General features: G+C 34.1%; 27 protein-coding genes and 3 pseudogenes. 11 read left to right on the forward strand and 19 right to left on the reverse strand.

The window, feature by feature from the left end:
- Window positions 1–171 precede the first annotated feature (171 nt).
- The 4 genes from FFX44_RS05625 to FFX44_RS05640 all read right to left on the reverse strand — a co-directional run bounded on the left by FFX44_RS05625 (window position 172) and on the right by FFX44_RS05640 (window position 4,916).
- Window positions 172–1,131 carry an ABC transporter permease gene (locus FFX44_RS05625; RefSeq protein WP_289978753.1) on the reverse strand — a complete coding sequence of 320 codons (960 nt, stop codon included), beginning with the start codon at window positions 1,129–1,131 and terminating at the stop codon, window positions 172–174.
- A complete protein-coding gene (locus FFX44_RS05630; protein ID WP_289978754.1) occupies window positions 1,128–2,210 on the reverse strand; it encodes an ABC transporter permease in 1,083 nt (360 codons plus the stop codon). The genes FFX44_RS05625 and FFX44_RS05630 overlap by 4 nt, the downstream gene beginning before the upstream one ends.
- A gap of 12 nt (window positions 2,211–2,222) precedes the next feature.
- Window positions 2,223–3,746: an ABC transporter ATP-binding protein gene (locus tag FFX44_RS05635; RefSeq protein WP_289978755.1), complete on the reverse strand. Its 1,524-nt coding sequence runs from the start codon at window positions 3,744–3,746 to the stop codon at window positions 2,223–2,225.
- A gap of 147 nt (window positions 3,747–3,893) precedes the next feature.
- On the reverse strand, window positions 3,894–4,916 hold the full coding sequence (locus tag FFX44_RS05640) for a BMP family protein (RefSeq protein WP_289978757.1): 1,023 nt from the start codon (window positions 4,914–4,916) through the stop codon (window positions 3,894–3,896).
- A gap of 233 nt (window positions 4,917–5,149) precedes the next feature.
- Here FFX44_RS05640 and FFX44_RS05645 point away from each other — a divergent pair, with 233 nt between their 5' ends.
- The 3 genes from FFX44_RS05645 to FFX44_RS05655 all read left to right on the forward strand — a co-directional run bounded on the left by FFX44_RS05645 (window position 5,150) and on the right by FFX44_RS05655 (window position 7,110).
- Entirely contained in the window at window positions 5,150–6,091 is a 942-nt protein-coding gene (locus tag FFX44_RS05645; RefSeq protein ID WP_289978758.1) for a nucleoside hydrolase, read from the forward strand.
- Between the two features lie 118 nt (window positions 6,092–6,209).
- Window positions 6,210–6,527, forward strand: coding sequence for a metalloregulator ArsR/SmtB family transcription factor (locus tag FFX44_RS05650; protein WP_289978759.1), 318 nt, complete (start codon window positions 6,210–6,212; stop codon window positions 6,525–6,527).
- A 289-nt stretch (window positions 6,528–6,816) separates the two neighbouring features.
- Window positions 6,817–7,110 carry a putative quinol monooxygenase gene (locus FFX44_RS05655; protein WP_289978760.1) on the forward strand — a complete coding sequence of 98 codons (294 nt, stop codon included), beginning with the start codon at window positions 6,817–6,819 and terminating at the stop codon, window positions 7,108–7,110.
- A gap of 236 nt (window positions 7,111–7,346) precedes the next feature.
- On the opposite strand, the gene FFX44_RS05660 is transcribed toward FFX44_RS05655, so the two are convergent.
- The 5 genes from FFX44_RS05660 to FFX44_RS05680 form a co-directional block, all read right to left on the reverse strand.
- Window positions 7,347–7,583, reverse strand: a complete 237-nt coding sequence (locus tag FFX44_RS05660) for a hypothetical protein (RefSeq protein WP_289978761.1) — start codon at window positions 7,581–7,583, stop codon at window positions 7,347–7,349.
- 293 nt (window positions 7,584–7,876) lie between these two features.
- Window positions 7,877–8,227: a PH domain-containing protein gene (locus FFX44_RS05665; protein WP_289978762.1), complete on the reverse strand. Its 351-nt coding sequence runs from the start codon at window positions 8,225–8,227 to the stop codon at window positions 7,877–7,879.
- Between the two features lie 10 nt (window positions 8,228–8,237).
- On the reverse strand, window positions 8,238–8,654 hold the full coding sequence (locus tag FFX44_RS05670) for a helix-turn-helix domain-containing protein (protein WP_223389690.1): 417 nt from the start codon (window positions 8,652–8,654) through the stop codon (window positions 8,238–8,240).
- A gap of 210 nt (window positions 8,655–8,864) precedes the next feature.
- Complete coding sequence (locus FFX44_RS05675) at window positions 8,865–9,059, reverse strand: helix-turn-helix transcriptional regulator (protein WP_289978765.1); 195 nt, start codon at window positions 9,057–9,059, stop codon at window positions 8,865–8,867.
- A 2-nt stretch (window positions 9,060–9,061) separates the two neighbouring features.
- Window positions 9,062–9,373, reverse strand: coding sequence for a hypothetical protein (locus FFX44_RS05680; protein ID WP_289978767.1), 312 nt, complete (start codon window positions 9,371–9,373; stop codon window positions 9,062–9,064).
- A 244-nt stretch (window positions 9,374–9,617) separates the two neighbouring features.
- On the opposite strand from FFX44_RS05680, the gene FFX44_RS05685 reads away from it, so the two are divergent.
- Window positions 9,618–9,923, forward strand: a complete 306-nt coding sequence (locus tag FFX44_RS05685) for a DUF6442 family protein (protein ID WP_289978768.1) — start codon at window positions 9,618–9,620, stop codon at window positions 9,921–9,923.
- Between the two features lie 3 nt (window positions 9,924–9,926).
- On the forward strand, window positions 9,927–10,142 hold the full coding sequence (locus FFX44_RS05690) for a helix-turn-helix transcriptional regulator (protein ID WP_181387831.1): 216 nt from the start codon (window positions 9,927–9,929) through the stop codon (window positions 10,140–10,142).
- 698 nt (window positions 10,143–10,840) lie between these two features.
- Here FFX44_RS05690 and FFX44_RS05695 read toward each other — a convergent pair.
- The 4 genes and pseudogenes from FFX44_RS05695 to FFX44_RS05705 all read right to left on the reverse strand — a co-directional run bounded on the left by FFX44_RS05695 (window position 10,841) and on the right by FFX44_RS05705 (window position 12,893).
- Entirely contained in the window at window positions 10,841–11,800 is a 960-nt protein-coding gene (locus FFX44_RS05695) for a D-2-hydroxyacid dehydrogenase (RefSeq protein WP_289978769.1), read from the reverse strand.
- Between the two features lie 210 nt (window positions 11,801–12,010).
- Window positions 12,011–12,085, reverse strand: a pseudogene (locus tag FFX44_RS12645) (RelB); the annotation flags it as partial.
- Between the two features lie 173 nt (window positions 12,086–12,258).
- Window positions 12,259–12,615, reverse strand: coding sequence for a type II toxin-antitoxin system YafQ family toxin (locus tag FFX44_RS05700; RefSeq protein ID WP_289978770.1), 357 nt, complete (start codon window positions 12,613–12,615; stop codon window positions 12,259–12,261).
- Window positions 12,612–12,893, reverse strand: a complete 282-nt coding sequence (locus tag FFX44_RS05705; RefSeq protein ID WP_289978771.1) for a type II toxin-antitoxin system prevent-host-death family antitoxin — start codon at window positions 12,891–12,893, stop codon at window positions 12,612–12,614. Before FFX44_RS05705 ends, FFX44_RS05700 begins: the two co-directional genes overlap by 4 nt.
- 73 nt (window positions 12,894–12,966) lie before the next feature.
- Between FFX44_RS05705 and FFX44_RS05710 the strand changes: the two are divergent.
- Window positions 12,967–13,212, forward strand: a pseudogene (locus FFX44_RS05710) (site-specific integrase); the annotation flags it as partial.
- 265 nt (window positions 13,213–13,477) lie between these two features.
- The gene (locus FFX44_RS05715; RefSeq protein WP_289978774.1) at window positions 13,478–13,750 is read left to right on the forward strand and encodes a hypothetical protein; all 273 of its coding nucleotides are present in this window, start codon (window positions 13,478–13,480) and stop codon (window positions 13,748–13,750) included.
- 170 nt (window positions 13,751–13,920) lie between these two features.
- On the opposite strand, the gene FFX44_RS05720 is transcribed toward FFX44_RS05715, so the two are convergent.
- The 3 genes from FFX44_RS05720 to FFX44_RS05730 all read right to left on the reverse strand — a co-directional run bounded on the left by FFX44_RS05720 (window position 13,921) and on the right by FFX44_RS05730 (window position 15,535).
- Window positions 13,921–14,262, reverse strand: a complete 342-nt coding sequence (locus tag FFX44_RS05720) for a hypothetical protein (protein WP_289978775.1) — start codon at window positions 14,260–14,262, stop codon at window positions 13,921–13,923.
- Between the two features lie 253 nt (window positions 14,263–14,515).
- Window positions 14,516–14,749 carry a hypothetical protein gene (locus tag FFX44_RS05725; RefSeq protein WP_289978777.1) on the reverse strand — a complete coding sequence of 78 codons (234 nt, stop codon included), beginning with the start codon at window positions 14,747–14,749 and terminating at the stop codon, window positions 14,516–14,518.
- 180 nt (window positions 14,750–14,929) lie between these two features.
- Window positions 14,930–15,535, reverse strand: a complete 606-nt coding sequence (locus FFX44_RS05730) for a helix-turn-helix transcriptional regulator (RefSeq protein WP_289978778.1) — start codon at window positions 15,533–15,535, stop codon at window positions 14,930–14,932.
- A gap of 312 nt (window positions 15,536–15,847) precedes the next feature.
- On the opposite strand from FFX44_RS05730, the gene FFX44_RS05735 reads away from it, so the two are divergent.
- The 3 genes and pseudogenes from FFX44_RS05735 (at window position 15,848) to FFX44_RS05745 (ending at window position 18,814) form a co-directional block, all read left to right on the forward strand.
- Window positions 15,848–16,606 carry a helix-turn-helix transcriptional regulator gene (locus tag FFX44_RS05735; protein ID WP_289978780.1) on the forward strand — a complete coding sequence of 253 codons (759 nt, stop codon included), beginning with the start codon at window positions 15,848–15,850 and terminating at the stop codon, window positions 16,604–16,606.
- Between the two features lie 1,047 nt (window positions 16,607–17,653).
- Window positions 17,654–18,220: a TetR/AcrR family transcriptional regulator gene (locus FFX44_RS05740; protein ID WP_289978782.1), complete on the forward strand. Its 567-nt coding sequence runs from the start codon at window positions 17,654–17,656 to the stop codon at window positions 18,218–18,220.
- Window positions 18,221–18,223: 3 nt separating this feature from the next.
- Window positions 18,224–18,814, forward strand: a pseudogene (locus tag FFX44_RS05745) (NAD(P)H-dependent oxidoreductase).
- An 884-nt stretch (window positions 18,815–19,698) separates the two neighbouring features.
- Here the strand turns inward: FFX44_RS05745 and FFX44_RS05750 are convergent.
- From FFX44_RS05750 to FFX44_RS05760, 3 genes are all read right to left on the reverse strand, one after another.
- Window positions 19,699–22,875 (reverse strand): glycoside hydrolase family 70 protein, encoded by a 3,177-nt coding sequence (locus tag FFX44_RS05750; RefSeq protein WP_289978783.1) that lies wholly within the window; start codon window positions 22,873–22,875, stop codon window positions 19,699–19,701.
- Between the two features lie 86 nt (window positions 22,876–22,961).
- Window positions 22,962–23,327 carry a hypothetical protein gene (locus FFX44_RS05755; RefSeq protein ID WP_289978784.1) on the reverse strand — a complete coding sequence of 122 codons (366 nt, stop codon included), beginning with the start codon at window positions 23,325–23,327 and terminating at the stop codon, window positions 22,962–22,964.
- Complete coding sequence (locus FFX44_RS05760) at window positions 23,320–23,529, reverse strand: hypothetical protein (RefSeq protein WP_289978786.1); 210 nt, start codon at window positions 23,527–23,529, stop codon at window positions 23,320–23,322. Before FFX44_RS05760 ends, FFX44_RS05755 begins: the two co-directional genes overlap by 8 nt.
- A 174-nt stretch (window positions 23,530–23,703) precedes the next feature.
- Here FFX44_RS05760 and FFX44_RS05765 point away from each other — a divergent pair, with 174 nt between their 5' ends.
- Window positions 23,704–24,318 (forward strand): XRE family transcriptional regulator, encoded by a 615-nt coding sequence (locus FFX44_RS05765; RefSeq protein ID WP_289978788.1) that lies wholly within the window; start codon window positions 23,704–23,706, stop codon window positions 24,316–24,318.
- Window positions 24,319–24,415: the final 97 nt, after the last annotated feature.

The following is a 24,415-nucleotide window of genomic DNA, read 5'->3' on the forward strand; positions in this document are numbered from 1 at the left end:
TAGATTAGATTTGACTACATATAGGAAGAGGCCAGATCAAAATTCAACTTTTGACCCAGCCTCCTAATACATATTCCATAAATCAATGATTTTCGTCTATTTTCAAATTAGCACTTAATTTCTACCGCTGCATTCCATATTATCCTATTTAATTTAAACCACAATTTCTGTTTACTTTCCTTTGATATAATTCTGACCATCCGCAGCTGGTGCAACTGCTTTGCCTAAGAAAATTACCAAAACAATAATTGTTATCGCATAAGGTGCAATTTGGAACCAAACTGAATTAACATGCGATAACACAGGAATGTAGGCACCTATAATTGGTAAGCTCTGAGCTAACCCAAAGAATAGTGCTGCACCTGTCGCACCTAGGGGATTCCATTTCCCAAAAATCATGGCTGCTAACGACATAAATCCCTGCCCTGAAATAGTACTTGCTGAGAAGTTCAATGTAATCGACTGTGCCATTACAGCACCGCCAATACCGCCAAAGAAGCCCGAAATCAAAACACCCATGTATTTATACTTAACTACATTAATTCCTAACGTATCGGCAGCCATTGGATTCTCACCAACAGATCTCATTCTTAACCCTAAACTTGTTCGGAAGAAGAAATACCAGCACAAAACACCAACAATAATTGCAATAAAAGCGATAAGTGATGTATTCGTGAATAAAACCTTCCCCACAAACGGTATCTTGGATAAGATTGGAAAGGTAAAGCTGCCCATACTCTGATTGATAACAGGTGTTTGTCCCTTGCCCTCATATAGAACTCTTGTAAGAAATACTGCCAGTGCTGGTGCCATAAGATTCAAAACCGTCCCACTAATAATGTGGTCGGCTCTAAAGGTAACAGTCGCAATAGCATGTAGCAATGAAAACACCAATCCGAATAAGGCACCAATAAACAACGATATCCACGGAGTAAGGCTTCCAAAAGTACTTGCAAAAGTTAAATTAAATACCGTGCTTCCAAACGCTCCAATAATCATCATGCCTTCAAGACCAACGTTAACGACACCACTTCTTTCAGAGAAGGTTCCACCTAGGGCAGTGAAGATCAGAGGTGCTGCATATACAAAGGTCGTCGAAAAGACTGTCATTAAAATAGTTGTCAAACTCATTTTTCAGCACCACCTTTCTCTTCCCTATTCTTACGCTTGAACCATCCCTTTTTAGCTATAAGCTCAAATGCATACTTGATACCGACAAAGAAAATGATTGAAGCAATAACTATATCAACAATTTCACTTGGGGTATTAGAGTATACCGAAATACTTAGACCACCAATTTGTAAAGCTGAAAAAAGCAGTGCGGCAAAGACAATTCCAATTGGATTTTCGGCTGCTAACAATGCTACAGCCATACCATTATAACCAACATTAGGCAAGTTATTAGAGACTGAAATATTTTGAAAATTCCCCAACCCATCAATAGCACCACCAAGTCCTGCTAATAAACCAGAAATTAGCATAGCAGTAATGATTGTTTTCTTTACATTGACACCTGCATATTGCGAAGCCGATTCATTTAACCCAACGGCTTGAATCTCAAACCCCGATTTAGTTTTATTGAAGTAAAACCAAACCAAACCCACAACTGCCAAAGCAATAAAGAAACCCCAATTAAAGGTTGAATTATCGGTAATACGTTGTAAAAATGGTGTATTCAAATTTGCTTTAGCAGCAATGTTTGGTGAAGAATCACTGCCTTTGCCAGCCAGCCAACTCTTCACCGCAAAATTAACAATGTACAAAACAATATAATTCAGCATAATTGTGGTAATAACTTCACTAGTTCCAAAGTATGCACGTAAGATCCCAGCAACCATAGACCATAAGCCACCCGCTAAGGCACCACACAAAAGTGCTCCAATTATCAAAATGATTGCAGGCAAATATGAAAACTTCAGTGTAAAAACAATTGCACCAAACCAGCCAATCAGATACTGTCCTGGGCCTCCAATATTGAAAAAACCAGCCTTACTTGCTACTGCAAAACCCAAAGCAGTTAAAATTAAAGAAATCATGTTTCGCAGCGTTTCACCAATTGAATAAACACCACCGAATGACCCAACCAATAGATTTTGGTAATTCTGAAGCGGATCATATCCAAATATTAGCATCAAAATTGCCCCAACTATAAACCCGGCCAAAACTGAAACTAACGGTATCGTCAATCCTTTAAGTGATTTAGTATGCACTGTATGTTCCCCCTATCCTTCTTGTTCGATTGGTGCTTTTCCAGCCATCATTAATCCAAGTTCTTCGCTAGATGTATGTCTGGGGTCAATCTCACCCACAATTTGGCCTTCATGCATTACTACAATCCGATCCGAAAGCTTCAAGATTTCATCGAGTTCAAAGCTGATTAGAAGCACTCCGCGACCAGCATTTCTTTGCTCAATTATTTTCTCATGTATATATTCAATAGCACCTATATCAACACCACGAGTTGGATTAGCTGCAATTAAAAGATCTGGGCTAGCAGAAATTTCTCTTGCAACAATTACCTTTTGTTGATTACCTCCGGAAAGATCACCCGCAAGTTCTTTCTCACTTTGTGAACGAATATCAAAAGACTTAATGAGTTGCCTGCCCATCTCATTAATTTTCTTATAATTCAACAGTCCATGTTGACTGGCAGGCTTTTTATGATAGCTTTTCAAAACCAGATTCTCCGCAATTGTAAAAGGAAGTATTAACCCAACATTTTGCCGATCTTCTGGAATACAACCTATGCCAGCTTCTGAAATTTTACGAGCATTAAGATTTTGCAAAGCCTTGCCTTTTAACTCTACGGATCCTTTTTTTATTTTACGCAGGCCCGTAATTGCTTCAATTAATTCACTCTGACCATTTCCATCAACCCCGGCCACACCGACAATTTCTCCACTATGGACAATCAAATTCAAATCCTTAACTTTGAGTAATGCATGGGCTTCAACACTCAAGTTACTAACTGCTAAAACCGTCTTCGACTTATCAGTTTCTTCCTTTTCCACTGCAAAGTTAATTTTACGGCCAACCATCATTTCAGCAAGCGTTTCTTCTTTTGTCTCTGCAACTTGAACAGTTTCAACAACTTTCCCCATTCTAATTACTACGCAACGATCAGCAACTTCCTTAATTTCTTTAAGTTTGTGCGTGATAAATATAACTGAGTTACCTTCTGCTGCAAGTGCACGTAAAATTTTAATCAACTGCTCGATTTCTTGAGGCGTCAATGCCGCTGTCGGCTCATCAAAAATAAAAATATTTGCTTTGCGGTACAATGCCTTCATAATTTCGACTCTTTGCTGCATTCCAACTGTAATATCTCGAACTTTTGCATTCACATCAATATCCAAATGATATTTCTCTGCCAATTTTTCGATATCGTTAGCCGCTTTTCGATAATCTATCCTTGTTGCTTTCGTAGGTTCATCACCGAGGATAATATTTTCAAGTACAGAAAATGCTGGGATTAGCATAAAATGCTGATGAACCATCCCTATCCCCAATTTTTTAGCATTTCTGGGATTGTCCATCTTGACACTTTTGCCATTAATTAATATTTCACCATCAGTTGGTTCCAATAAACCTGAAAGCATCCCCATCAAAGTCGACTTACCCGCACCATTTTCACCTAAAAGTGCTAATATTTCACCTTTTTTTAATTGTAATGAGATATCATTATTTGCTTTGTAACTACCAAATTGTTTCGTGATGTGTCTCATCTCAACGACATAATCTTCCATGTGATCCTCCTTAAAGTTCATCGTTCACCCTCTGCACTAAAATGGTGAAGAATTGGTAATCCCCCCAATACTTCACCATTTTATACGAACAATTGTTAATTAATAGTACCAAAATGCATTTATCAATTGCAACCATTCTTTAATCTATTATTTAGCGCTAACCTCAATTGTCCCATTTTCAATCTTCTCTTGATATGATTGAACTGCCTTCCATGCACTTGCAGACATGTTATCATTTACAAGTCCAACACCATTGCTCTTAAGATCATAAGTCACAGTTTTCCCACCAGGGAATTTGTTCTTCATTGCATCATTCGAAAGGTCCTTGACGGCTGTTCCAACCTTTTTAATGGCAGAAGCTAAAGTAACGTTACCACCTTTGTATTTACCATCGGCTTTTTGATCTTGATCAACACCGATAACCCATACTTTTTTACCATTTTTTGCTACATTCTTCGCAGCAGTGAAGACACCAGCACCAGTCCCACCAGCTGCTTGGTAAACAACATCTTCATTATTGTTATACATTGCCGTTGCTAACGATTGACCGACATCAGCTTTTGTAAATGAACCAGCATACTTAACGTCAACTTTAATATTAGGATTTACAGCTTTGACACCTTGCTCAAATCCCTTTTGGAATGTTGTAATAACATCACTTTGAATTCCACCAATAAAACCAACTTTATTCGTCTTTGTTGTTTTAGCTGCAGCAACTCCCGCAAGGAATGAAGATTGTTCTGTCTTGAACGTTACAGAAGCTACATTCTTACGATTGCTTACAACTGAATCAATAATTGCAAAGTTAACATCGGGATTTGCTTTTGAAGCCTTTGTAATAGCATTATCAAGCTTGTAGCCAATTCCAAAGATTGTTGCGTATTTTGCCTTAACTAATTTGTTAATATTTGGCAAAAAGTCTGAATCGTCAGTAGATTGAGCATAATTGTAACCATTAATACCCTTTTGGAGATTGTGACTCTTTCCCCAGCTCTCTAAGCCTTCCCATGCCGACTGATTAAATGACTTATCATCAATCCCACCGCCATCAGTTACCAAAGCTGCTGAATGTTTTGTTCCCTTGCTAGATGATGAACTATTTCCACAACCCACAAGAATTGCCCCTGCCATCATTGTCGCTGCTAATACTGCTAAGACTCTTTTTTTCACTAAAATACAGCCCCCAAAAATATAATTTTCTTAATAATCTAAAGTATACACAATTGGTTATGTAGAATCAATATATTTTTTACAATTTTTTTATAATCGTTCGCTTTTTACAAAGCATTTTCTAACAGAAGATGTCAGCTTATGAATAATTATCTATTTTGACGAACGGTACCATTTTCTGTATAATTCATTTTGCATTGAATTAAAATATTTTATGGAGGTCTAAATAACATATGTCAGAAAAGGTATATTTTAATCATGATGGTGGCGTCGATGACCTAATTTCTTTATTCTTGCTTTTGCAAATGGACAACATTGATTTAATTGGTGTCGGAGCTGTTGATGCAGATAGCTATGTAGGACCATCTGTTCAGGCAAGTCGTAAAATCATAGACCGTTTTGGACAGGGTGCTAACCTAGCCGTGGCAACTTCAAACTCTCGCGGTGTTCATCCTTTCCCAAAAGAATGGCGTATTTCAACATATTCCGAGAATGCATTGCCTATTCTCAATGAAAGTGGCAAGATAATAACTCCTGAAGCCGATGAAGCGGCCCATTTAGACTTACTTCACAAACTACAAGATACCCCAGATAAAGTCACTTTGGTCTTTACTGGTCCATTAACAGACCTAGCTCGTGCGTTAGAACTTGATTCAAGTATTACCGAAAAAATTAAGCGCCTTGTTTGGATGGGCGGTACATTCTTAGAAAAAGGAAACGTTGAAGAACCTGACTCTGACAACACACAAGAATGGAATGCTTTTTGGGACCCTGCGGCTGTTAAGACTGTTTTTGACTCAGATATCCAAATTGATTTAGTTAGTCTTGAAAGTACAAATAATGTCCCATTAACCCAAGCTGTTCGTTTACACTGGGCAGCGCAACGTCGCTATCCTGGCCTTGATTTTATTGGCAACAGCTATGCCTTTGTTCCTGAACTAGGCCTCTTTGAAACTTATTCTACCTATTATTTGTGGGATGTTTTAACGACTTGTTACTTCTACGATTCAAGTCTTGTTAAAACCAAAGAAGTTCACTGTGATGTCAGCACCAAGACTCCTAGTGATGGACGGACTTTCTTAACAGAAAATGGGCGCAAAGCAAACCTTGTATATGATGTAGATAATGAAAAGTTCTTCGCATTGATTGATAAGTTAGCAAAAAAAGTTGACTGAAACCATTTAATTATCTATGTTTGTCCTTTTTAATATTATTCATTTTGGGGTATAATGAGCTGATATAATTTCAAATCGGGATTTCTATAAAACTTATTCTTACCTAAAGGTGAACTAAATGACAAAATCAGCTGAACATAACTTACCAAGTACCATTGAACTAGAACGTAGCGTACAGCTATTCAAAGCATTCGGCGATCAAACACGCTATAAAATTCTTTCATTGCTATCCAACAATAATTTGACAGTTAATGAAATTGCTGATGAAATTGGAATAACACAGTCAGCCATCTCCCATCAACTAAAGCTTTTGCGTCAAACTGGACTAGTGAAAGGGATTCGTAATGGTCAAAAAATCAACTATGAACTATCCGATCAGCATATTATTACGATCTTTGAACAGGTTCGCGAACATGTCCGTGAAGGAAATTTATAGGTTACCATAAAAACTTCTGTACCTTCTTCTATTTTCTAAAAGGATAATAATTTTACTTTCTCTATACATGTCATTTTAAGCACAAAAAAAGAGATATTAAACATTAGATTAGTATTTAATATCCTAATTAACAGATAACATTCTTCAAGCTGGGACTGGGTCAAAAGTTAAATTTTGGTCTGGTCCCTCAATTTAGTACGAATAAACGTGCTTAACTTATTATAGGATATTTGCAGTACCCTTTGAAAAATACTAGAATATATCTGTATCGAAGAAAGGCGGAACTATTATGATTATTATTAATGTTCTTTTAAAAGTTATCCCTGCAAAACGCGAAGAATATCTTACATATGTAGAAAATCTAGTTAATAAATCTCTTCAGGATGAGGGAAATGTTTTTTATTCCCATTTTGAGGACGTATATCAAAAAAATCAGTTCATGATTGTTGAAAATTGGGCTAATCAAGCTGCAGTTGAGGCTCATAATAAAACAGAGCATCTGCAAGATTTTCTCAAAAATATTGGAACATATTTAGTTGAAGATTGTAAAATTAATGTTGCTGTAACTGATACAGAGGGTTAAAACTTAGAAAGTATTTAAGCCCAAGAAGAGATAAAGGCTTATTTGCAAATTATATGCTGAGTTATTAAGGTAGTACAAAGTTAGTACTCAAATTTTGGCTTATGGACATGTTTATAAGAAATAAATAGAGAGATGGAGTCAAATTCCACTCCCAAAGGTAACATCTTTACAGACAATACTAATTTCATAACGAATAATTACCTATACCTGTTAAGTCTCCTATTTAACTACCTTTGCTATTCTTCATCAAATAAAATTGTTACTTCTTTGTTTGTTGAAACCTTTACTTTTGCACCGTAAAACATGCGACCTAATTCCACTTCGTTGTCTTTCAAAATAATTACGATAACGTCGGTAATATCAGTTGGACTGGTAACACCTACAATACCAGTATCGCTAACAAGAACATTACTATCCTCATTAGTGATAATTGCCCAACCATTAACTTTAACTTCTTTTGTTTTAACTGCCATAATTACTCCCCCCATCTAGTTTCCTTATTACTTTACCTACGTAATTCGAAAATTATATTAGAGAATGCCCCCCTTTAAAATATCTTTTTTTGCGTGTATGAATATCCTCACTACTCTTAAACTTAATAAATTTATATCAGTAAAGCCAGACTTGTCTACTATGTTAGTGTTTTTCAATTATCCGAGCGCCATTACACACATTCCCATGTAACTATTGGGACTAAATGGGCGCTGGTATCTGAAATTGCAGTTTGTGCCAAATGAAGATACAGATCTTTCTTTAGGTATAGTATTTAATTAATATTATTGTTAATTAAATCGACAATATCTTCAGGGTCATCAACTCCTAAAACTAAACGAGTATACTTTTCATTTTTTAACTGAATTACTACTGGTTTATTCTCTCTTTTAATATTAAAAAAGCTTTCTTCATCATCTTTTTTAAAACTACCAGCCCAATAACCTGGAAGAGATGTGCCTGGTGCCCTTAGTCCCTTGCTATCATTTAGAATTCCCGTATCAATAGAAGCCCCAAGCACATGTTGCATTGGAATTTCTATTTTATTTTTTAATGCCGCTATTTTGTTAATACCTTGTGGAGCCACTAATAATTTATGATTTTCTATTTTTACTATATTTAACATTTTAGCTACCTCACTTTATTAATCCACTATGTTTTAATAACTCTAAGCCTATTTTTTCTGCTATCTGTTCGTTTTGATGTTCTGTATACCAAGTTTGGACAAGATCGTATACTTTTGTATTTCTAGATGTCACCTCTAGCATCGCCACTATAAGAAGCCCCCATTTTAATTGATTGTTACTCCCTTCTAAGCTTAATTTGAGAGCAGAAATAAACATACCCTGCTTACTTCCAAATGTTGCATACAAACTACCTCGAAGAAGTCCTGTACGTTCAACAATGTCATCTAGTGACGTGCCATTATACCCTTTTTCTATAAACAATTGCCCAATTTGAGAAAGAACATCGCTTGTGTCAAAACTTTTTTTTCTTCCCATAAAACGAATTATATATTTATTTGACTGATTAGTCAAATAAATATATAACAAATTGATTCTGCGGAGGATAGCTTACAAATAGACCTTGAAATTAAGCAACTCATATCTGTACTAGATTAAAGTGTAAAGAGACCTTAGTTAGGTTTGATTCGGCATGTTATGACAAAGTTAGGCGGAGTATTTTGACTTATGAAACACGTTTATTCATGATAAACAGAGGGCTGAATCAAAATTTAACTTTTGACTCAGCCTTTTGTATAATTAATCTGATTCATAGAATAATTCGTCAACCTTTGTATCAAATACCTTGGCTAATTTGAAAGCGAGTTCTAAGGAAGGTGAATATTTTTGCTTCTCAATAGCATTTATTGTCTGTCTAGAAACATTACAGGCTTCTGCTAACTTTTGTTGAGACCATCTTTTTAGTACTCGTTGCTCGTATATATTGTTCTTCAAAATTATGAATACTTCCTTTTATTGATGAAATAGCTAATCATATAAAGGATTAGACTTAACCCAATATAAAAGATTGGATCCCATCTAGAATAATTAGACAACTCAGGATCAAAAAGATTACCAAAAGCAGAAAACGCAAGTGTCATCATTAATCCAATCCATGAAAATGTAATTGCTTTAGTTCTAATTAAAAACTCCAATTCTTCAACCTTTTTCTGGCTGATCGGTTTTTTACCTACAAAGAAGGACAGTATTCCTATTACTAAAATTCCTATTGTTGTTTCTATTAACCAGCCACTTAAAATACTAATCATTAGATAAATATCCCCTTTTTTAAAATGTAAAAAACAATAGTCATATTGTAAAACATATTTTACAGCAATGAGTGCACTATTGCAAATGTTAATTCAATATTACATTTCAGTACTTATAAATTAAACAGCTCAAATATGTTATTGGCACAAGAATAACTATTGACATAAAGCAAAAAAGTCAGGTATACTTGTCAAAATGAATAGTTTGTTTTACAAAAAATAGGAATATGGAAGGTGTTTATTAATGAACAAGGATAAAATATTGAGAGCAGCTCAACTAGCAAATGATGATGAAGGAAAACGGAATACCATTCTGAAGGATCAAAGTATTATATTTGGCTTTTGTTCACTGGGATTACTCTTCATCCTAATTATCCAGTTACTTCATCACGAATCTCTGAATACTGTGTTTTTTTTGGTTTTACTTGGTGGTTTAGGTATTGAAATATCACAAGTTATCAAGAAACGTTCTATAATATCTATTCTAACGTCAATTCTATTAGTTGTAGCAGTTGTTTACACTGCATGGCTCATTATAATTGGGAAGTAGATTATCTTGAAAAACATAATTTTAAAGAACCGTTTAAAGGTTGCACGAGCAGAAAAGAGCCTGAATCAATCACAACTGGCAAAATTAGTTGGGGTATCACGCCAAACAATTAGTAACATCGAAACTGGGGAATTTGTCCCATCAGCAAAGCTGGCACTGCTTTTATGTATTGCTTTGGATAAACAATTTGAAGAATTGTTTTATTTTAAGGAAGAATAATGCTTCATTAAGTTTAAAAACTCACTAGGTTTATACTTAATTTGAATTAATAATTAGAAGGACAAAATATGTAATTTATTAAAGAACAATGTGCTTGGTAAAGTGAGGAAATGCTAAAGCTACTGGAATCCCTGGCTAAATTATTAAGTAATTGAAAATAGATCAATTGTTTTAACACCAATAAAAATGAAGCCAACCAATAAGGTACCGATTGGCTCTCCAATTGAGGAAATGGTTTTAAAAGTTGTCATAACTCTCCCTAGAAATTCATCTTTAGTTCTAACCTGAATTAATGTTTCTGATGAAATATTTTGAATGCTAGATGTAAACCAAATAAAAAAATAAGAATAGCTGTCAAAGTTCCATTAGTGTAGAAAAAAAGTAACAAGCAAAGAGGTATAAAACTTAATGATCAAAAATACCAACAGCGTTAATTGATGGGACTATTCATCCTGAAAATAAGGCTCCAAAGATAAAACCCACAAAAAAACAAATATAAAAGACAGTATATATAGAAAGAAGAATTATTATACTAATAAAACTTATTATGGTAATCAATAACATCTGAATCTAGAAATTTTACTGTTTTAAATATTATTTTTTACCAATTTTAAATATGAAAGGTGAGCAATTAAGGTACCCTTCAATTTTTTGGACGAATTAGCGTATATCGTTAGTTTGTCCATTTTTTATTTCTTTCATAAGACAATATTTTGTGGCTCATCTGACAAATATGCTTTTATATTATCAATCGTTATATCCAGCAATCGTTCTCTCGTTTCATGTGGTGCCCAAGCAATATGTGGAGTAATATAACAATTTTTGGCTTTTAGCAAGGGATTACTCTTAGCAATAGGTTCTTTTTGCACAACATCAGTGGCATAAGCATAAATTTTGTCTTTATTTAAAGCATTTGTAAGATCTGTTTCATTAACTAACTTACCTCTTGCTGTATTCAGTAAAATGACTCCCTTTTTCATTTTATCAAGACTATCTTTATTAATTAAATTAATGGTCTCAGGTGTTTGAATCACATGCAAGCTAATCACGTCTGCTCTTTTTAAAAGTTCATCTAAAGGTACTTGTTTAGCCCATGTTTCTGTTACGTTTTTAGGACGATGATTGTAAAAAATAACTTTCATAGAAAAGGCATGTCCTAATTTAGCAACTTTTTGCGCAATATGTCCATAACCGATTAATCCTAAAGTTTTACCTTTTAATTCCAATAACGACTTATCCCAAAAAGTAAAATCAGGAACCTGTGCCCATTTATTTTCATGAACAAGCCGGTTATGTAACCCAACTTGGCTAGTTACTTCTAATAGTAATGAAAAAGTAAATTGCGCTACTGCGTCACTTGCATATGTGGGAATGTTAGTCACCACAACCTTATTCTTGTGAGCACTCTTAATATCAACTACATCATAACCAGTACCCATAATGCCAATATACTTTAGTTGTGGCGCTTGACTAATCACTTCATCATCTAGTGGAGTTTTATGTGTAATGACAATTTCGGCAGAGTTAATTCGTCTTATAATCTCATTTTTATCATTAACTGGCGTACGATCGTATAAAGTACAATCACCTAATTCTTGCAATAAACCCCAATCTAAATCCTTATTTAATTCATACCCATCTAAAAGAACAATTTTCATAGTATTAACCCCTTATCTTTTTAGTGTTTTGCCTGCATTCTGTTCGGATTACTTGTTGTTTTTAAAATGGCTTAGAAGGTTCAGGAGAGTCGCCTAATTTTTGCACATATTTCTTTAATTCTTTGTTTTCTGCCGTAATTATTAATTGTCGTCGTTGCTAATTTGGCAATTTTGTTAGATTATCTTTTTGTTGGTCTTTATTAGTAAAAGTTTCGCTAGATTAGTTTTAGCCCGTTCACTAATGTCGGATATTACACGAGTTGAAATCGTCTTGTTTTTAATAATAGTATTATTTAATTCGCCCCCTCTGCATTTACCATCGTATTACATTTATCGTGTTGCTTTTTTATAATTATTGCAACTAGCCAATTTTAAGGCTGATCGTTGTTAAATAGCCCTCAACACTATAATTAAAATGTTAGGGGCTATTTTACTTTATATGCTACAAATAACTTTTTTCATTTGTTATTTTTTCGATAACTTTTAGCCCGATTTTGCCCAGGAAATAAACGATCATGCGAACCAACTCGAATTCCGATTAAGACTAGTTCATCTTTATCAATCGTATAAACAACCAAGACATCGTTAGTTTCGTTTGGTGTTCTGTTTCTCGGGGTATCTCGTAAATGAAATTCATTATAGCCGCTCATTCGCCGATTAAGCTCATGATCTTCAAATTCTGGTGATAACTGCTGTTGCTCAAGTAAAAGATCGATAGCTGCTCGAACTTCATCGATAATAGTTTTGTCTAAACTGGCTAACCGTTTTAGATCGGCATTAAAAGTGGCACGTGGTTTAAATCTTAGTTTTTTCATGCTTTAAACTGACCCCAATAATCATCATTTGATTCAATAATTTCATCGTCAGGTAAAACATGTCGTTTAATTAATTGATCACGTGCAATTGCATATTCTAATGAGCCTTCTTTCGCTTTTAATGCTCTTTCTAGCCAGTCCATTTTTTCTTGCGAAACGATGGCCACTGCTCGACTATTTGAGCGTGCAATATAAACGGTCTCGTCTTCGTCATTAACTTGATCTAAATATTTTTTTAGGTTAGCGCGAAAATCACTTTGTGTTAGTGCTAATGTCATATTACCACCCTCTCTTTGTACCTAATATCGTACTTTAACTTGTACTAAAAATCAATTTAAAGGGGCTAGAAATATGCAACAAGTTGTCTTACCAATCAAAGATTCAAATATTCTCAAAAAGGTGCAGGATACTTTACTCCATAATTTCAAAGTTGCCCAGCGTAATTATACAATTTTTCAAGTGAATAAAGCGACCTTGTTGTGCGTAAGTGACGTATAAGTTTACGTTGGACAATTCTTTACCGAAAATGGAACTGTGCGTCAGACTGCGTTTATCTACAATAGAAAAATAGGCAAAGTTACCTTGCTATACTTAAAAACAACTCAAGGTCATACTACTTGGGGTATGACCTTATAGTTATTATAGAAGAATGCCAATTCTGATAAAGGAATGCTAAAAATTAAAAAGCTAAAAATTACTATTATTAATACCTTTAAATGTATTAAAACCTATTAACAATGTCGCTGAAGAGGTCATGTAACCAAAGAAACAAAGATGTAAAGTTTTTCAATGAAAAAAATTCTAGCCGTATATGTTAAACTTAAAGCTATATTTTATGTGTAAGCTAGTTAGGAGGTTAATTATGGAATTTCTAGAATTAATGGGGATTGGGGTTGCATTTATTTTTGGAATAGCTTTAATTTATTTCTCGCTAACAAAAGATGATAAAACATTACGAGATACTATAAATGATCCAAATGGATCTGAATATGATTTTCTTTTTTTAATAATATTAGGGATAGGGGCTATTGCCAGAAAAATAAATATAAAGAACGCAACAAGAATTATAGCCTTTATAATAGGCGCAGCTTTTTTTAGTGTGTCATTATTTTTATTTTTTAGAATATTAAATTAAAAACTCAATCGTGGTTTTATGGTATACACTTCTAGATGGACATTTAACACGCCTAATAATTAGTGCCACTAGGTAACAGAATAATTAATTACATTTATGATAAATAAAAAGAGCAAACAGAGATATTATTTGGTAATTATAGGCCCTAGAATTTAATACAAATTAATATTTTATGAAAGTTTAGAATTTATTTTTGAAAATAAATAAAATACAAGAATAGCGAATCCCATTCCTGCTAGAATACCACTAATCAAGGTCTGTTTGGTTAATAAAAGAAATAGCATTCCTGCTATGAGTAATATTCCACATATACCTAAACTTAGCTTTCTATTTGCTATTAATTTTTTATTTTTGGTATCCAGTTTTATTTTAAAAGAGCTTAATTGAATCAAAGCGATAGCATTTAAAATTCCAAATATATTTAGAAACAAGGCAACATCATTGCTGAACTGAACTACATTAATAATTTTGAGGATGAGTAGTGTGAGATAAAGTAGATCGATAATAAGCAATATAATAGATATCTAGATATCGGACGAATAGATTTTTCTATGCTTTTCTTTTCCAAGTATTCCTTCATTCCAGAATCCTCCTTTAATAAAGTATCCAATGAAATGTGGTAGTAGTCACCAAATTTCATAAATACCCCTCCTGATTTCAAAATAATTATGTCCATAAAATGCGAAAAGAGCAAGCAGAGAATCATTGCTTACTCTTGTTAGGCATTATTTGAGAATTATGGTCTCCATTTTATTGATTTGATTGTTAAAACCAAGTTGTTGATGATTTGGCCATATCAATATTAAAATCTGGTCTGTTTATTTTTGACAGGAATTGAACACCTTCAGCAGAAAGCTTTTGTTGCATTGCTAATTTACTGAACTCACGTTTAAGATTTGAAAGAACTGCGGATTTATTTTTCTTAATATAGAGCTCTTTAATTGCAGAGTCAATAAGAGCTTGTTCTTGAGAACTATTTAAAGTAGTGTTCTCTATCATATCAAGTAATGCGTTTTTTTCATAAGAAGATTCCTCACTCTCTCTTAATAAGGGAAATACTAAGGTTTGTAACCTCAATATTTAGTCTATACTTTTAGAACAGATAAGCAAATTCATTATCAGAGGCAAATACTGAGTTATGGCCTTGAAATTTAATACGAACTAATATTTCATGAAAGTTTAGAATTTATTTCGTTTTAGCGTAAAGAACAATAGTGTAAGTCCAATAATTATTAGTGATGTTGCAATAGAGGTTTGTTTCAATAAAAAAAATATAGTTCCTGAAATAATAATAAGTCCTGGTAGAATAAGTCCATACTTTATGCCTTTTTCTCCGGAAGTGTATTTTTGCCATTTATATTTAATTCCTAGTGAATATGATTTATCAAATTCTTTTAATCGGACTAGGATAGTTCCAAGAAACAATCCCATAAGTAATACAACTGCAGCGAAAGAACCTAATTTTATAAATTTTAGTCCACTGCTTACTAAAAGTAAAAAAATTAATAGCATAATAAAAGTAATATCACGATAAATAGGTCTGAGTTTCTTTTTTACCTCTTTTTTCTCCAAATATTCGCGCATTCCAATGTCCTCCTTTAATAAAGTATCTAGTGAAATGTGGTAGTAGTCACTTAATTTAATTAAACTAGCAATGTCAGGATAGGTTTTTTCGTTTTCCCAACTAGAAATTGTTTGTCTAGTAATAAAGAAGTCATTAGCAACTTGTTCTTGAGTTAAATTCATTTCTGTTCTTGCATTTTTAAGACGATCACCAAATTTCATAAATACCCCTCCTGATTTCAAAATAATTATGTCTATAAAATACAAAAAGAGCAAGCAGAGAATCATTGCTCGCCCTTGTTAAACATTATTTGAAACAAATAGACCTTGACCCATTCCTACAGCCACGCTTCAGAACGTTATTATGGTCTGAAGAATGACTTTATTTTTTATGCTAAACAAAGTTATTCCTTGCTTTATTAGCGACATTAACCGAACTATTCCAGTTGTGCAAGTAACATTTGCGTGACTAATGCTAGTAATTCTTGCTAGGATTACCTTAGATCTTTGATTATGATTTAGGAGGAGTGAGATTTGAACTTTAAAGACGATATCAAAATGTTACGCAAACAATCTAATTTAACCCAAGAAGAGTTAGCTAAAAAATTACATGTGACCCGCCAAACTGTCTCAACTTGGGAAACCGGAAAGAACATGCCGAGTTTAGAGACCCTACATGCTTTGAGTCAATTGTTTAACATCTCGCTCGAAAAACTTCTATTCAACGAGGAGATTGAAATGAAAAAAGATAAAGAACCATCTTTGGCTACCCAGATAGATCATAACGTTAAGCTTAAAAGTCGTTACCGCCGTTGGACGTTTGGTTTAGGTGCCTTGATTGCACTAGTGATTGTTGGTATTGGGATTTTATGTCTGGGATATTATAAAGGCATTGGGACGATTGATCGAGTCAATCCGTTTTTATCATATAAAGTCGGATACACTAAACTACCTAGTGAAAAAGAAATATCCAATAAAAAGACTAATGATTATTGGACAGCTTGGTTCACCGATAATACGATGGGAAATGAATGGACCAAGTTAACCTTAACTACAGGCCTTAATCCCGGAGTTAAAGATCCTTATGTGATGGCTTATCACAAGGGCAGTTATGTTAAAATTGCTCGCATCGTTCCTCGCACTTACATTAACCAGACATATGCTAGCAACTTAGCAGCGTTAGACGCCCTACTAAACAATAAGGGAAATACAGAGACCAATAATCACGATCTCAAAAAATTTAAGACACAAATCCATGTATCTGACACTGTTCAACAGTTAGTAACTGAATAAAGAAACAATTACTACCATCTGATAAGTAACTTCATGGTCTATAAATACACAAATAAACCATACAAAGGGGTTGTGCCATAAGTCCTTCCAAATAGAAGCGATTAGTGAAGTTATTTCCAGTAGGCGAAAAGAACTGAAAATCCTTAATGAAAAACTAAAAAAGTGATAGACCTATTGCAAGTCTCAAAGAAAGCGTCTGGAACAGTTGATCCATGCGCTTTCTTTATTTAATAAACATTAAATCTATTTAATTTTTAAACAAGACTTCGCATGGTTTTTTAATACATTCATTTTTTCAAAGTTACGCAACCTATACCACTCTATGATATAATGACAAAATAATATTGGGGGCATAATTATAATTAAAAACATTAAAGAACTACATGACTATATTAAAAATCATTACGACAATGGTGATTATCAAGAAGCCGAGCAAGCTTATAAAAACTGGAAAGATACAAATGACTATTCATATCATGATGATGTAAACGAAAGTGACGATTACACCAGAGGTTATAACCAAGCTAAAAAAGACTATCAAAAAAATCACACGTTTAAACATTTTCCAGAAAATTTAATAAACTTAGTCAATCTAATTTCAAAAAACAAAGCTCTAGAAGTTGCCAATTTTATTGAGGGTTATAAAACCTATGAAAAAGAGATTTCAAAATAGAAAAAACGATTTCACCTGAACTTTACTTCTTTGCACTTCCTTTTTGTTTAATGCTACAAAGAATTTACAAAGAATAAGTAAACAATATATACACCAAAGCCTCCAACGACCACGAATCGTTAGAGGCTTTTTAGTGGACTTAAATACTACCTTACAGTGTTTACGGTTAATAAACCGCGCTGTTATCAGCGCTATTTTTTTCATTTCTGACATTTTAGTTTTTCCCCCTTTTCTCTATCTCCTTACCTTACTCATACTTAAGACCTACTCCATTTTCAAATATATAAATCGATGACATTTAAAATAACGAAAATTATTATTATTGTTTTCAAAAGGTAACAGCGTTATCCTTTAAAAAGGAGGAGTTAGTTTAAATGAACAAAAATGATACGAGAGAAAAAATAATTGAAGTAACTATTCAAAAAATACGCAATGAAAATATCCAAAATTTCTCAATTAGAAGCGTTGTAAAAACTTTGAATTTAACTACTGGTTCTTTCTACAAACATTTTAAAAATAAAAATTCCTTATTTTTGGAGGTAGCTCAACGAATCTCACAACAAATTTACAATCAGGTCTATCCCAAGATTATGGATCAGGAAGCATATCCGCAAAAAGCACTGTGTGTATTAGGAAGTGAATTAATCGACTTTTTTATAACTGAACCAAAATTAGCTGATTTTTTATTCTTTAACCCTGAAGTTTTAGGTTCCTACTCCGTCTATTCAAGCAATCAGCATTCTTTCAAATTATTAACACTAACAATGAAGCTGATTAATGATCTTGTCAACAAGGAAAATCTACAAGAAACCAGCAGAACTTTATTTATTCAAATCTGGTCATTCATCCAAGGATATGCCATATTGATTAAAAATCAGGTAACCACTAAAGAGACTTCCTTAATCGAACACACTTTAACCGAGTTAATTAGGGGGAAATAAACTATGAATAATATTGTAATTGTCTACTGTCATCCATATCAAAAAAGCCTGAATCACGCTGTACTAGAAGCTGTTAAGAATAATTTAGCCCAACACAAAATTCCCTAAGAAATTATTGACCTTTACTGTGATAAATTTCAACCTTTTTATGATCTAGAGGAGCTTCGCTTATTCCACACCGGAGAAACACATGACCCCTTAGTTACAAAATATCTTGAACTTTTAAAAAATGCACAAGGAATCATTTTCATTACACCAATTTGGTGGAATAGTATCCCCGGAATGTTGAAAGGGTTCATTGATAAAGTTATGAAAGAGGGGGAAGGGCTCTCTCATACTGTTTCTAAATACGGCATCCATGGCTGTTTAACCAACTTAACTCATGCATATGTCCTAACAACATCTACTTCCCCAACATTTTACTTTCGATTATTTATGGGTAATGCTATCAAAAAAATTTTCATCTCTAAAACACTCAAACAACTCGGAATTAAACGCGGAACTTGGATAAATTTTGGTAATGTAACTAATTCAAGCCTTACCAAAAGAGAAAAACATTTGAAGAAAATTCAAAAATATCCTTTCCAATTCTAAAATTCAAAATGGAACCCTACTATCATAAATTTTGCCCTCGTTTTCACACTTTGCAGGGTGAAATTCACGATATCCTTGTAGATACTAAATTAATAAGATATACTTCTAAGTTAAATATTATTTTTTTGCATAAATTTACTCAAGTCGAACCGACAATATTTAGAAATCTTAGAAGTAGTTATGTTAAACCATAGAATCGGGGGAATTTGTTTGGATCTTCCTAATAAAATAAGCACTTCTAGACGGGCTATTTCTCGATGGGAAAAGTCAAGAAAAACCAAAAATATATTTCTAGTATTTTTTCCTCTTTTTTCAAATTATACCCTACTCTTTTAGATATATATAAAAGTGGAATTATGTATAAAAAATACATTTTATTAGTGGGTACACCGCTAAATAAAAAGATTGTATAATATTTAACAACAAGGTGGGAAAAGGATGATCACTTCAATTATCGTTGCCATAGTAGGCATATTGATATTATTGCTTATCGCATATGTCGTTTACAGAATTATCATCAAATTTAGCTAAGAAGACCGGACGAAAAGACTAAAATTGAAAAACATTACTCCTGTATTACAGATATTCGTAATTGCTTTTATTTTTCCTCTATTTATTTCAGCTCTCATGTCAACTAACACTGTTCATGTAAGTATCACAGGTTTAATTGGTATTTGGGAAAAATTATGACAAAAAACAATCAACAAGACTCACGAATAAATGGCAAATGTAATCGGCTGTGGTAAAATCATCAACTATAGTAGATATCTTCTCTGAAAGATATAGTGAACAATATGTTAAGTATTATGTGAGTTCATTAAAAATAGAAGAACTCGGTCAAAGTTTAACATCTGATCTAGTTCTTCTATTATTTACCCACTATTTTATTCAATTACATCTGATATATCTAATTTCCCGGGCAATAATTTTTGTTGAATTGAATTAGATTTATCCACAAAGAAATACTCATTGTCTTCATTGCGTAACACATATCCAATCCCACGGTCTAAAATATTTGTTCCATTGAAATATTTTGCTGCCCACCGCTCGATTTTTATACTTGCATCAATCGTTTTGCCTGTTGAGGCTTGAATATTATTAAATAAGTCTGGATGTTCGATTTCCAATACATCTAGGAATTTACCACCATATCTCTTTTGATATTTTCCGCCACCAATGGTATTGGCAACATACAGCAATTCATGAATTTCAGAGTCTGCCAATTGATTTCCCTCTTCGTCTGTTCGATTGACTGTTACCAATTCTTCAATAGGCAAGTTATAAATCTGATCTGGGACCCAATCAGCAATTGCCTGGATATCAACTGCATGTAATGCTTTAATAACATTTCGCAAATCATCTACCGTACCATATTTCGTTGGAGTTCCAAAGCCAAGATCATAGCGATCAGTGAAAGCATACCCATTATCAATTCTTGAATCCAAGAATGTTTTATCACCGCTTGAACGATATTGTGGTGCCAATTCAAAGCTTGTGAAACCTAATGCTTTGAATAGTGAAGTGTTTTTGGCGATAATTACATTTGTATTGCTATCATGTGAATCTGGATAAGAAATAAAGTTTGAGAAGCCTTCAAAAATAATATTTGAATCTAGTGCTGCATTTGAATGAAAGACCTTTCCATCAGTTGAAGCTGTTGTTTCTGCTACTGTGCGTGCGTCTTGTTCAACGGTTGCCCCAACAGGCACCCAAGCTGCTAGGTAACCTGTAACTTCCGGATTAGCATAGCCTTTAATACTTGTATTAGCCTCCACTTTTCCATTAATTACTAAGTCTTGATTTGTAAAAGTCAAGTCTCCATTATCATCAGTATATGCAATTGGTGCACTTTCATCTGAAGTATAGTTAATGACTCCATCTTTTGTGGTTAGAACAGCTGCGCGGTAGGCTTGGTTAGAATGTGCTGTCCCCATGTGCAGTATCACCTGTTCATCATCGTTTAAACTCAAGCTGGTATTGTTACTAACAACCACTCCAATTCCTTCTGTCCGAGTTTCTGCTGTCCCTTGATCATCGACCGTCAATGCCCCTTTTCCAAAACGAACACTGGTCAAGATATCATTGCTATCAACTGCCATCGTTTGTCCGCCTGCAACATATTTAATCCGACTTGCCAATAAATTGGTAATTGTATCATAGTAAATTGTCTTATTAGCCATATATTGTCCACCTTCAAGATACATGTCCCCATAATAGATACGCGGAACGGTATCCTTATTGGTTAACAACAGTGCATAAGCACTCGGCATATTATAACGATTATATTGTTTATCAGTTGTTGCCTGATCTTCATAATATAGCTGTAGCCCTTGCTCCAGTTGCTCCCATGTAAAGTCGCCATATTCGCCACTGGTTGCTGCTTGAACAGCCTTTTGAATTTGGTCTTGCGAGTTAGAATCATGTGCTCTGACAAATGTATAGTTAGGAATTGCTGTGTTGTCAGTGCTATCTTCCGCCCGGTTAATCAAGTACCATTGTAAAAAGCGGCCCATTTTATCATTCGAACCCGGTGTATTTTCCAGAGAAGAATTCATTTGACCGACAAAATAATCATCCATCGTCAATTGATTAGCACCTTGGTCATAGATATACTGTGGATCATCACTACCCCAATCCTCTAAGATTGATAAATGAGCGTTCGCTATTTGTTCATTTTCATTAACATGGTAGGCATCCTTAAAGTAGTCAGCAGCAATCTGCAATAAATCTGCATCAACGTTATCAACTGCATCAACACGAATGCCATCGAAATTTGCAGATGAATCTTCTGCTGTGATTGAACCGAAATTCAGCAAATAATGAAGCCAGTTCAATTCCTCCGCTTGAACAATCGGGTTTGAGTTATCAATATCGTTAGCCAATAAGAACTCAGAACCTTTATTACCGTGATCCTTAATATATGAAGGAACATAACCTAAAATCCGATAATCAGAGTTTGCTTTGGGTGTTCTATCACTATTCTGATATGTCAAAAAGCCACCTTGCAAAGACTGCAGTCCATCAGAGCTAACATCTTCTGTTGATTTATTCCAAATTGACTCTGTTTTGATAAAACTATGCATTAACTGACGTAACCATTTAGTAGATTTAGTTAAGGTTAGGTCTTTTTCTAAAGCGATTTGAATAGTCTGCACAGCACTATTAAGCCCTAACCAACTATCGGTTGCGGAAAATACATGACTGCTTTCAACAACTCCACGTTCAATCATATAATTTACATAATCTGCTTGAATACCCTTATTTGGCCACCATGCCATTAGAAGTGGGCGGAATTCTTCAAATTTGGATTTTCTCCACGTTTTCCCACCAGCTAGAATTTCCTTAGGATGATACCAAGAATCAGCGGTTAGATAACCATTTAACGTCTCAAAACTTTGGATATTTCTTGTCTTTGCACCATTGTGTACCGCAAATCTTTTAACAGCCTTGTTTGAATCAACTTTCGCTGGTATCTGCTGTAAGACTAACCGTTCAACCCTTCCGGTCACAGCTGCAGAATAATAGGCTTTACCCTTAATTGTTTCTACTTGGTCTTTAACCAGATAACCGTCCTCATCGAAATAGTAGACTTTTCCACCAATATTTTGGATTCCGGTTACAAATGAACCACGCTTGTCAAAATAGTAAGTCAACTTATCTTGGTCAGTGAAAAAACCTGAACCTGCTGGTCGCCCATTTGCTTGATAAGCAGTTTTTTTACTATTTTCTTTCAGAGTGTATGGAATAGCATTTCCTGAATCCTTATCAAAATAAAAAGTTGTTCCTCCGCTTTTTACGTACTCACCTTTGACTTGTGCACCCGAAGTTTGATCAAAATACTGTAAGTTGCCATCAATTAAATTTAAACCTTTAACCTTGTTTCCCTGAGCATCAACAAAAAACCATGTATCGCTAAGATTTACATATTCACCTCCTACAATTACTGGAATTCCCAAACTACCAAAAACTTGTTCAAAAGATACTGTCTGTGCAGTTCTTTTTACCTTTGAACCTTCGCCATCATAAAAATTCTCTGGCTTTTCTAATACTATTTGATTCATCTAAAAAACTTCCTTTCCTTTAGGTTGTCATTATCTTAAACCCTAATTTTCTTTAAATCAAACATATGTTCGCTTTTTTCAAAAATCTATTTGCTTTTTGTCTGCTCTATTTTTCCCTTTTGTTGCTGCTTTAAAACTGTAAGTTCTTTAGTTAACAATTCAATTGTTCGGTTAGCATCTTCCAAAGCTTGTTTAAATTGAGGATTTTGTAACTTGCTTCCAGTTGAAATTAAAATCTGATTATTCAAAATATTACCGATTAAAATAATTAATGAACCAATTGCACTAATCATTACCGAAATATCAGCCGCAGAAATCGTTACGTGCCATATCCATTTAGCAACCATCAACATTATGATTCCACCGAAAGCAATTAAAGAAACCCAAAAATTAAGTTGATGCCTGTTTGTTTCCCATAGCGTACATAATTCCAAAAAAATTCTCTCAATCATTATTTTCACCTCCTGCAGAGTCCACCAGTTTATAAACCCTGATTGTATCTGAATAAGTTGTTCTGGCAGCATACGTCGGAGTTGCTTTGAAACGCAGTGTCTTAATTGAAGTATGATGACGAATCGCCAATTCATTAAGTGTTCCAACATCAACAAATTCATCGCCACGATATAACGCATACCAGCATATTCTTCTGTCCATGTAGCTCACCACCTTAAAAAATAGCTGCAGTTTTCGTTCTCAATAAAGAACAGCATTAGCTTAACCCCTCCGTTCTTCATTGTCAACTATTGAAATAAAAGAATATCATTGTTCCTTTTAGAGAACAATGATATAATATACTTAGAATAAATATTTAATCTGAGGAGTGTAAAGATGAAAAACAATACTGAGGTGGTTGAAACAATTATCAGGTTAAGTCGTGAACAAAACCTATCAATTAGTGAACTGGCTCGCAGAACTAAGATGGCCAAATCTGCTGTTTCAAAATACTTTAATAAAACACGGTCATTTCCTTTGAACCGCTTAGACCAGTTTGCCAAAGCTCTTAAAGTAACACCTGAAGAATTATTAGGTATCCCTCGTAATTTTCAGCCAATTACCGGGACGGTCAACATTCCCGTCTTAGGAGTAATTGCTTGTGGTGATCCAATTACAGCTGAAGAAAATATTGATGGCTATATTGAAGAACCCAAGGAAACTTTGCCATCAGGTAAACTTTTTTATTTGCGTGCCAAAGGGCGTTCAATGAATCCAACAATTCCTGATGGAGCTAATGTATTGATTCGGCAGCAGCCTGATGTTGAAGATGGTGAAATTGCAGCTGTTTTATTAACCAATGAGAACGAAGCAACCTTAAAAAGAATTAAGCATTCTAAAGACATAATTTTATTACTACCTGATAATCCAGAATACCATCCAATTGTTTCAAGTCGTGAAAATCCAATTCGTATTTTGGGTAAAGCGCTACGTTATATGTCACAACTCTAAACCAAAAAAGAGATATACAACTGGCTTAATGAATCCTTTGAATATAAAGTTAAAACTAAATTCAGTACTGCAAATCAAAAAAGAGATGAAACTATTA

The organism is Lactobacillus sp. UCMA15818 (assembly GCF_030400225.1).
Taxonomy (GTDB): Bacteria; Bacillota; Bacilli; order Lactobacillales; family Lactobacillaceae; genus Liquorilactobacillus.

Excerpts from the sequence above, each read along its gene's own strand:
- FFX44_RS05625 (WP_289978753.1), bottom strand. The coding sequence starts at position 1,131 with ATGAGTTTGACAACTATTTTAATGACAGTCTTTTCGACGACCTTTGTA.
- FFX44_RS05635 (WP_289978755.1), bottom strand. The coding sequence starts at position 3,746 with ATGGAAGATTATGTCGTTGAGATGAGACACATCACGAAACAATTTGGT.
- FFX44_RS05645 (WP_289978758.1), top strand. The coding sequence starts at position 5,150 with ATGTCAGAAAAGGTATATTTTAATCATGATGGTGGCGTCGATGACCTA.
- FFX44_RS05650 (WP_289978759.1), top strand. The coding sequence starts at position 6,210 with ATGACAAAATCAGCTGAACATAACTTACCAAGTACCATTGAACTAGAA.
- FFX44_RS05655 (WP_289978760.1), top strand. The coding sequence starts at position 6,817 with ATGATTATTATTAATGTTCTTTTAAAAGTTATCCCTGCAAAACGCGAA.
- FFX44_RS05660 (WP_289978761.1), bottom strand. The coding sequence starts at position 7,583 with ATGGCAGTTAAAACAAAAGAAGTTAAAGTTAATGGTTGGGCAATTATC.
- FFX44_RS05665 (WP_289978762.1), bottom strand. The coding sequence starts at position 8,227 with ATGTTAAATATAGTAAAAATAGAAAATCATAAATTATTAGTGGCTCCA.
- FFX44_RS05680 (WP_289978767.1), bottom strand. The coding sequence starts at position 9,373 with ATGATTAGTATTTTAAGTGGCTGGTTAATAGAAACAACAATAGGAATT.
- FFX44_RS05685 (WP_289978768.1), top strand. The coding sequence starts at position 9,618 with ATGAACAAGGATAAAATATTGAGAGCAGCTCAACTAGCAAATGATGAT.
- FFX44_RS05695 (WP_289978769.1), bottom strand. The coding sequence starts at position 11,800 with ATGAAAATTGTTCTTTTAGATGGGTATGAATTAAATAAGGATTTAGAT.
- FFX44_RS05700 (WP_289978770.1), bottom strand. The coding sequence starts at position 12,615 with ATGAAAAAACTAAGATTTAAACCACGTGCCACTTTTAATGCCGATCTA.
- FFX44_RS05705 (WP_289978771.1), bottom strand. The coding sequence starts at position 12,893 with ATGACATTAGCACTAACACAAAGTGATTTTCGCGCTAACCTAAAAAAA.
- FFX44_RS05715 (WP_289978774.1), top strand. The coding sequence starts at position 13,478 with ATGGAATTTCTAGAATTAATGGGGATTGGGGTTGCATTTATTTTTGGA.
- FFX44_RS05725 (WP_289978777.1), bottom strand. The coding sequence starts at position 14,749 with ATGATAGAGAACACTACTTTAAATAGTTCTCAAGAACAAGCTCTTATT.
- FFX44_RS05730 (WP_289978778.1), bottom strand. The coding sequence starts at position 15,535 with ATGAAATTTGGTGATCGTCTTAAAAATGCAAGAACAGAAATGAATTTA.
- FFX44_RS05740 (WP_289978782.1), top strand. The coding sequence starts at position 17,654 with ATGAACAAAAATGATACGAGAGAAAAAATAATTGAAGTAACTATTCAA.
- FFX44_RS05750 (WP_289978783.1), bottom strand. The coding sequence starts at position 22,875 with ATGAATCAAATAGTATTAGAAAAGCCAGAGAATTTTTATGATGGCGAA.
- FFX44_RS05755 (WP_289978784.1), bottom strand. The coding sequence starts at position 23,327 with ATGATTGAGAGAATTTTTTTGGAATTATGTACGCTATGGGAAACAAAC.
- FFX44_RS05760 (WP_289978786.1), bottom strand. The coding sequence starts at position 23,529 with ATGGACAGAAGAATATGCTGGTATGCGTTATATCGTGGCGATGAATTT.
- FFX44_RS05765 (WP_289978788.1), top strand. The coding sequence starts at position 23,704 with ATGAAAAACAATACTGAGGTGGTTGAAACAATTATCAGGTTAAGTCGT.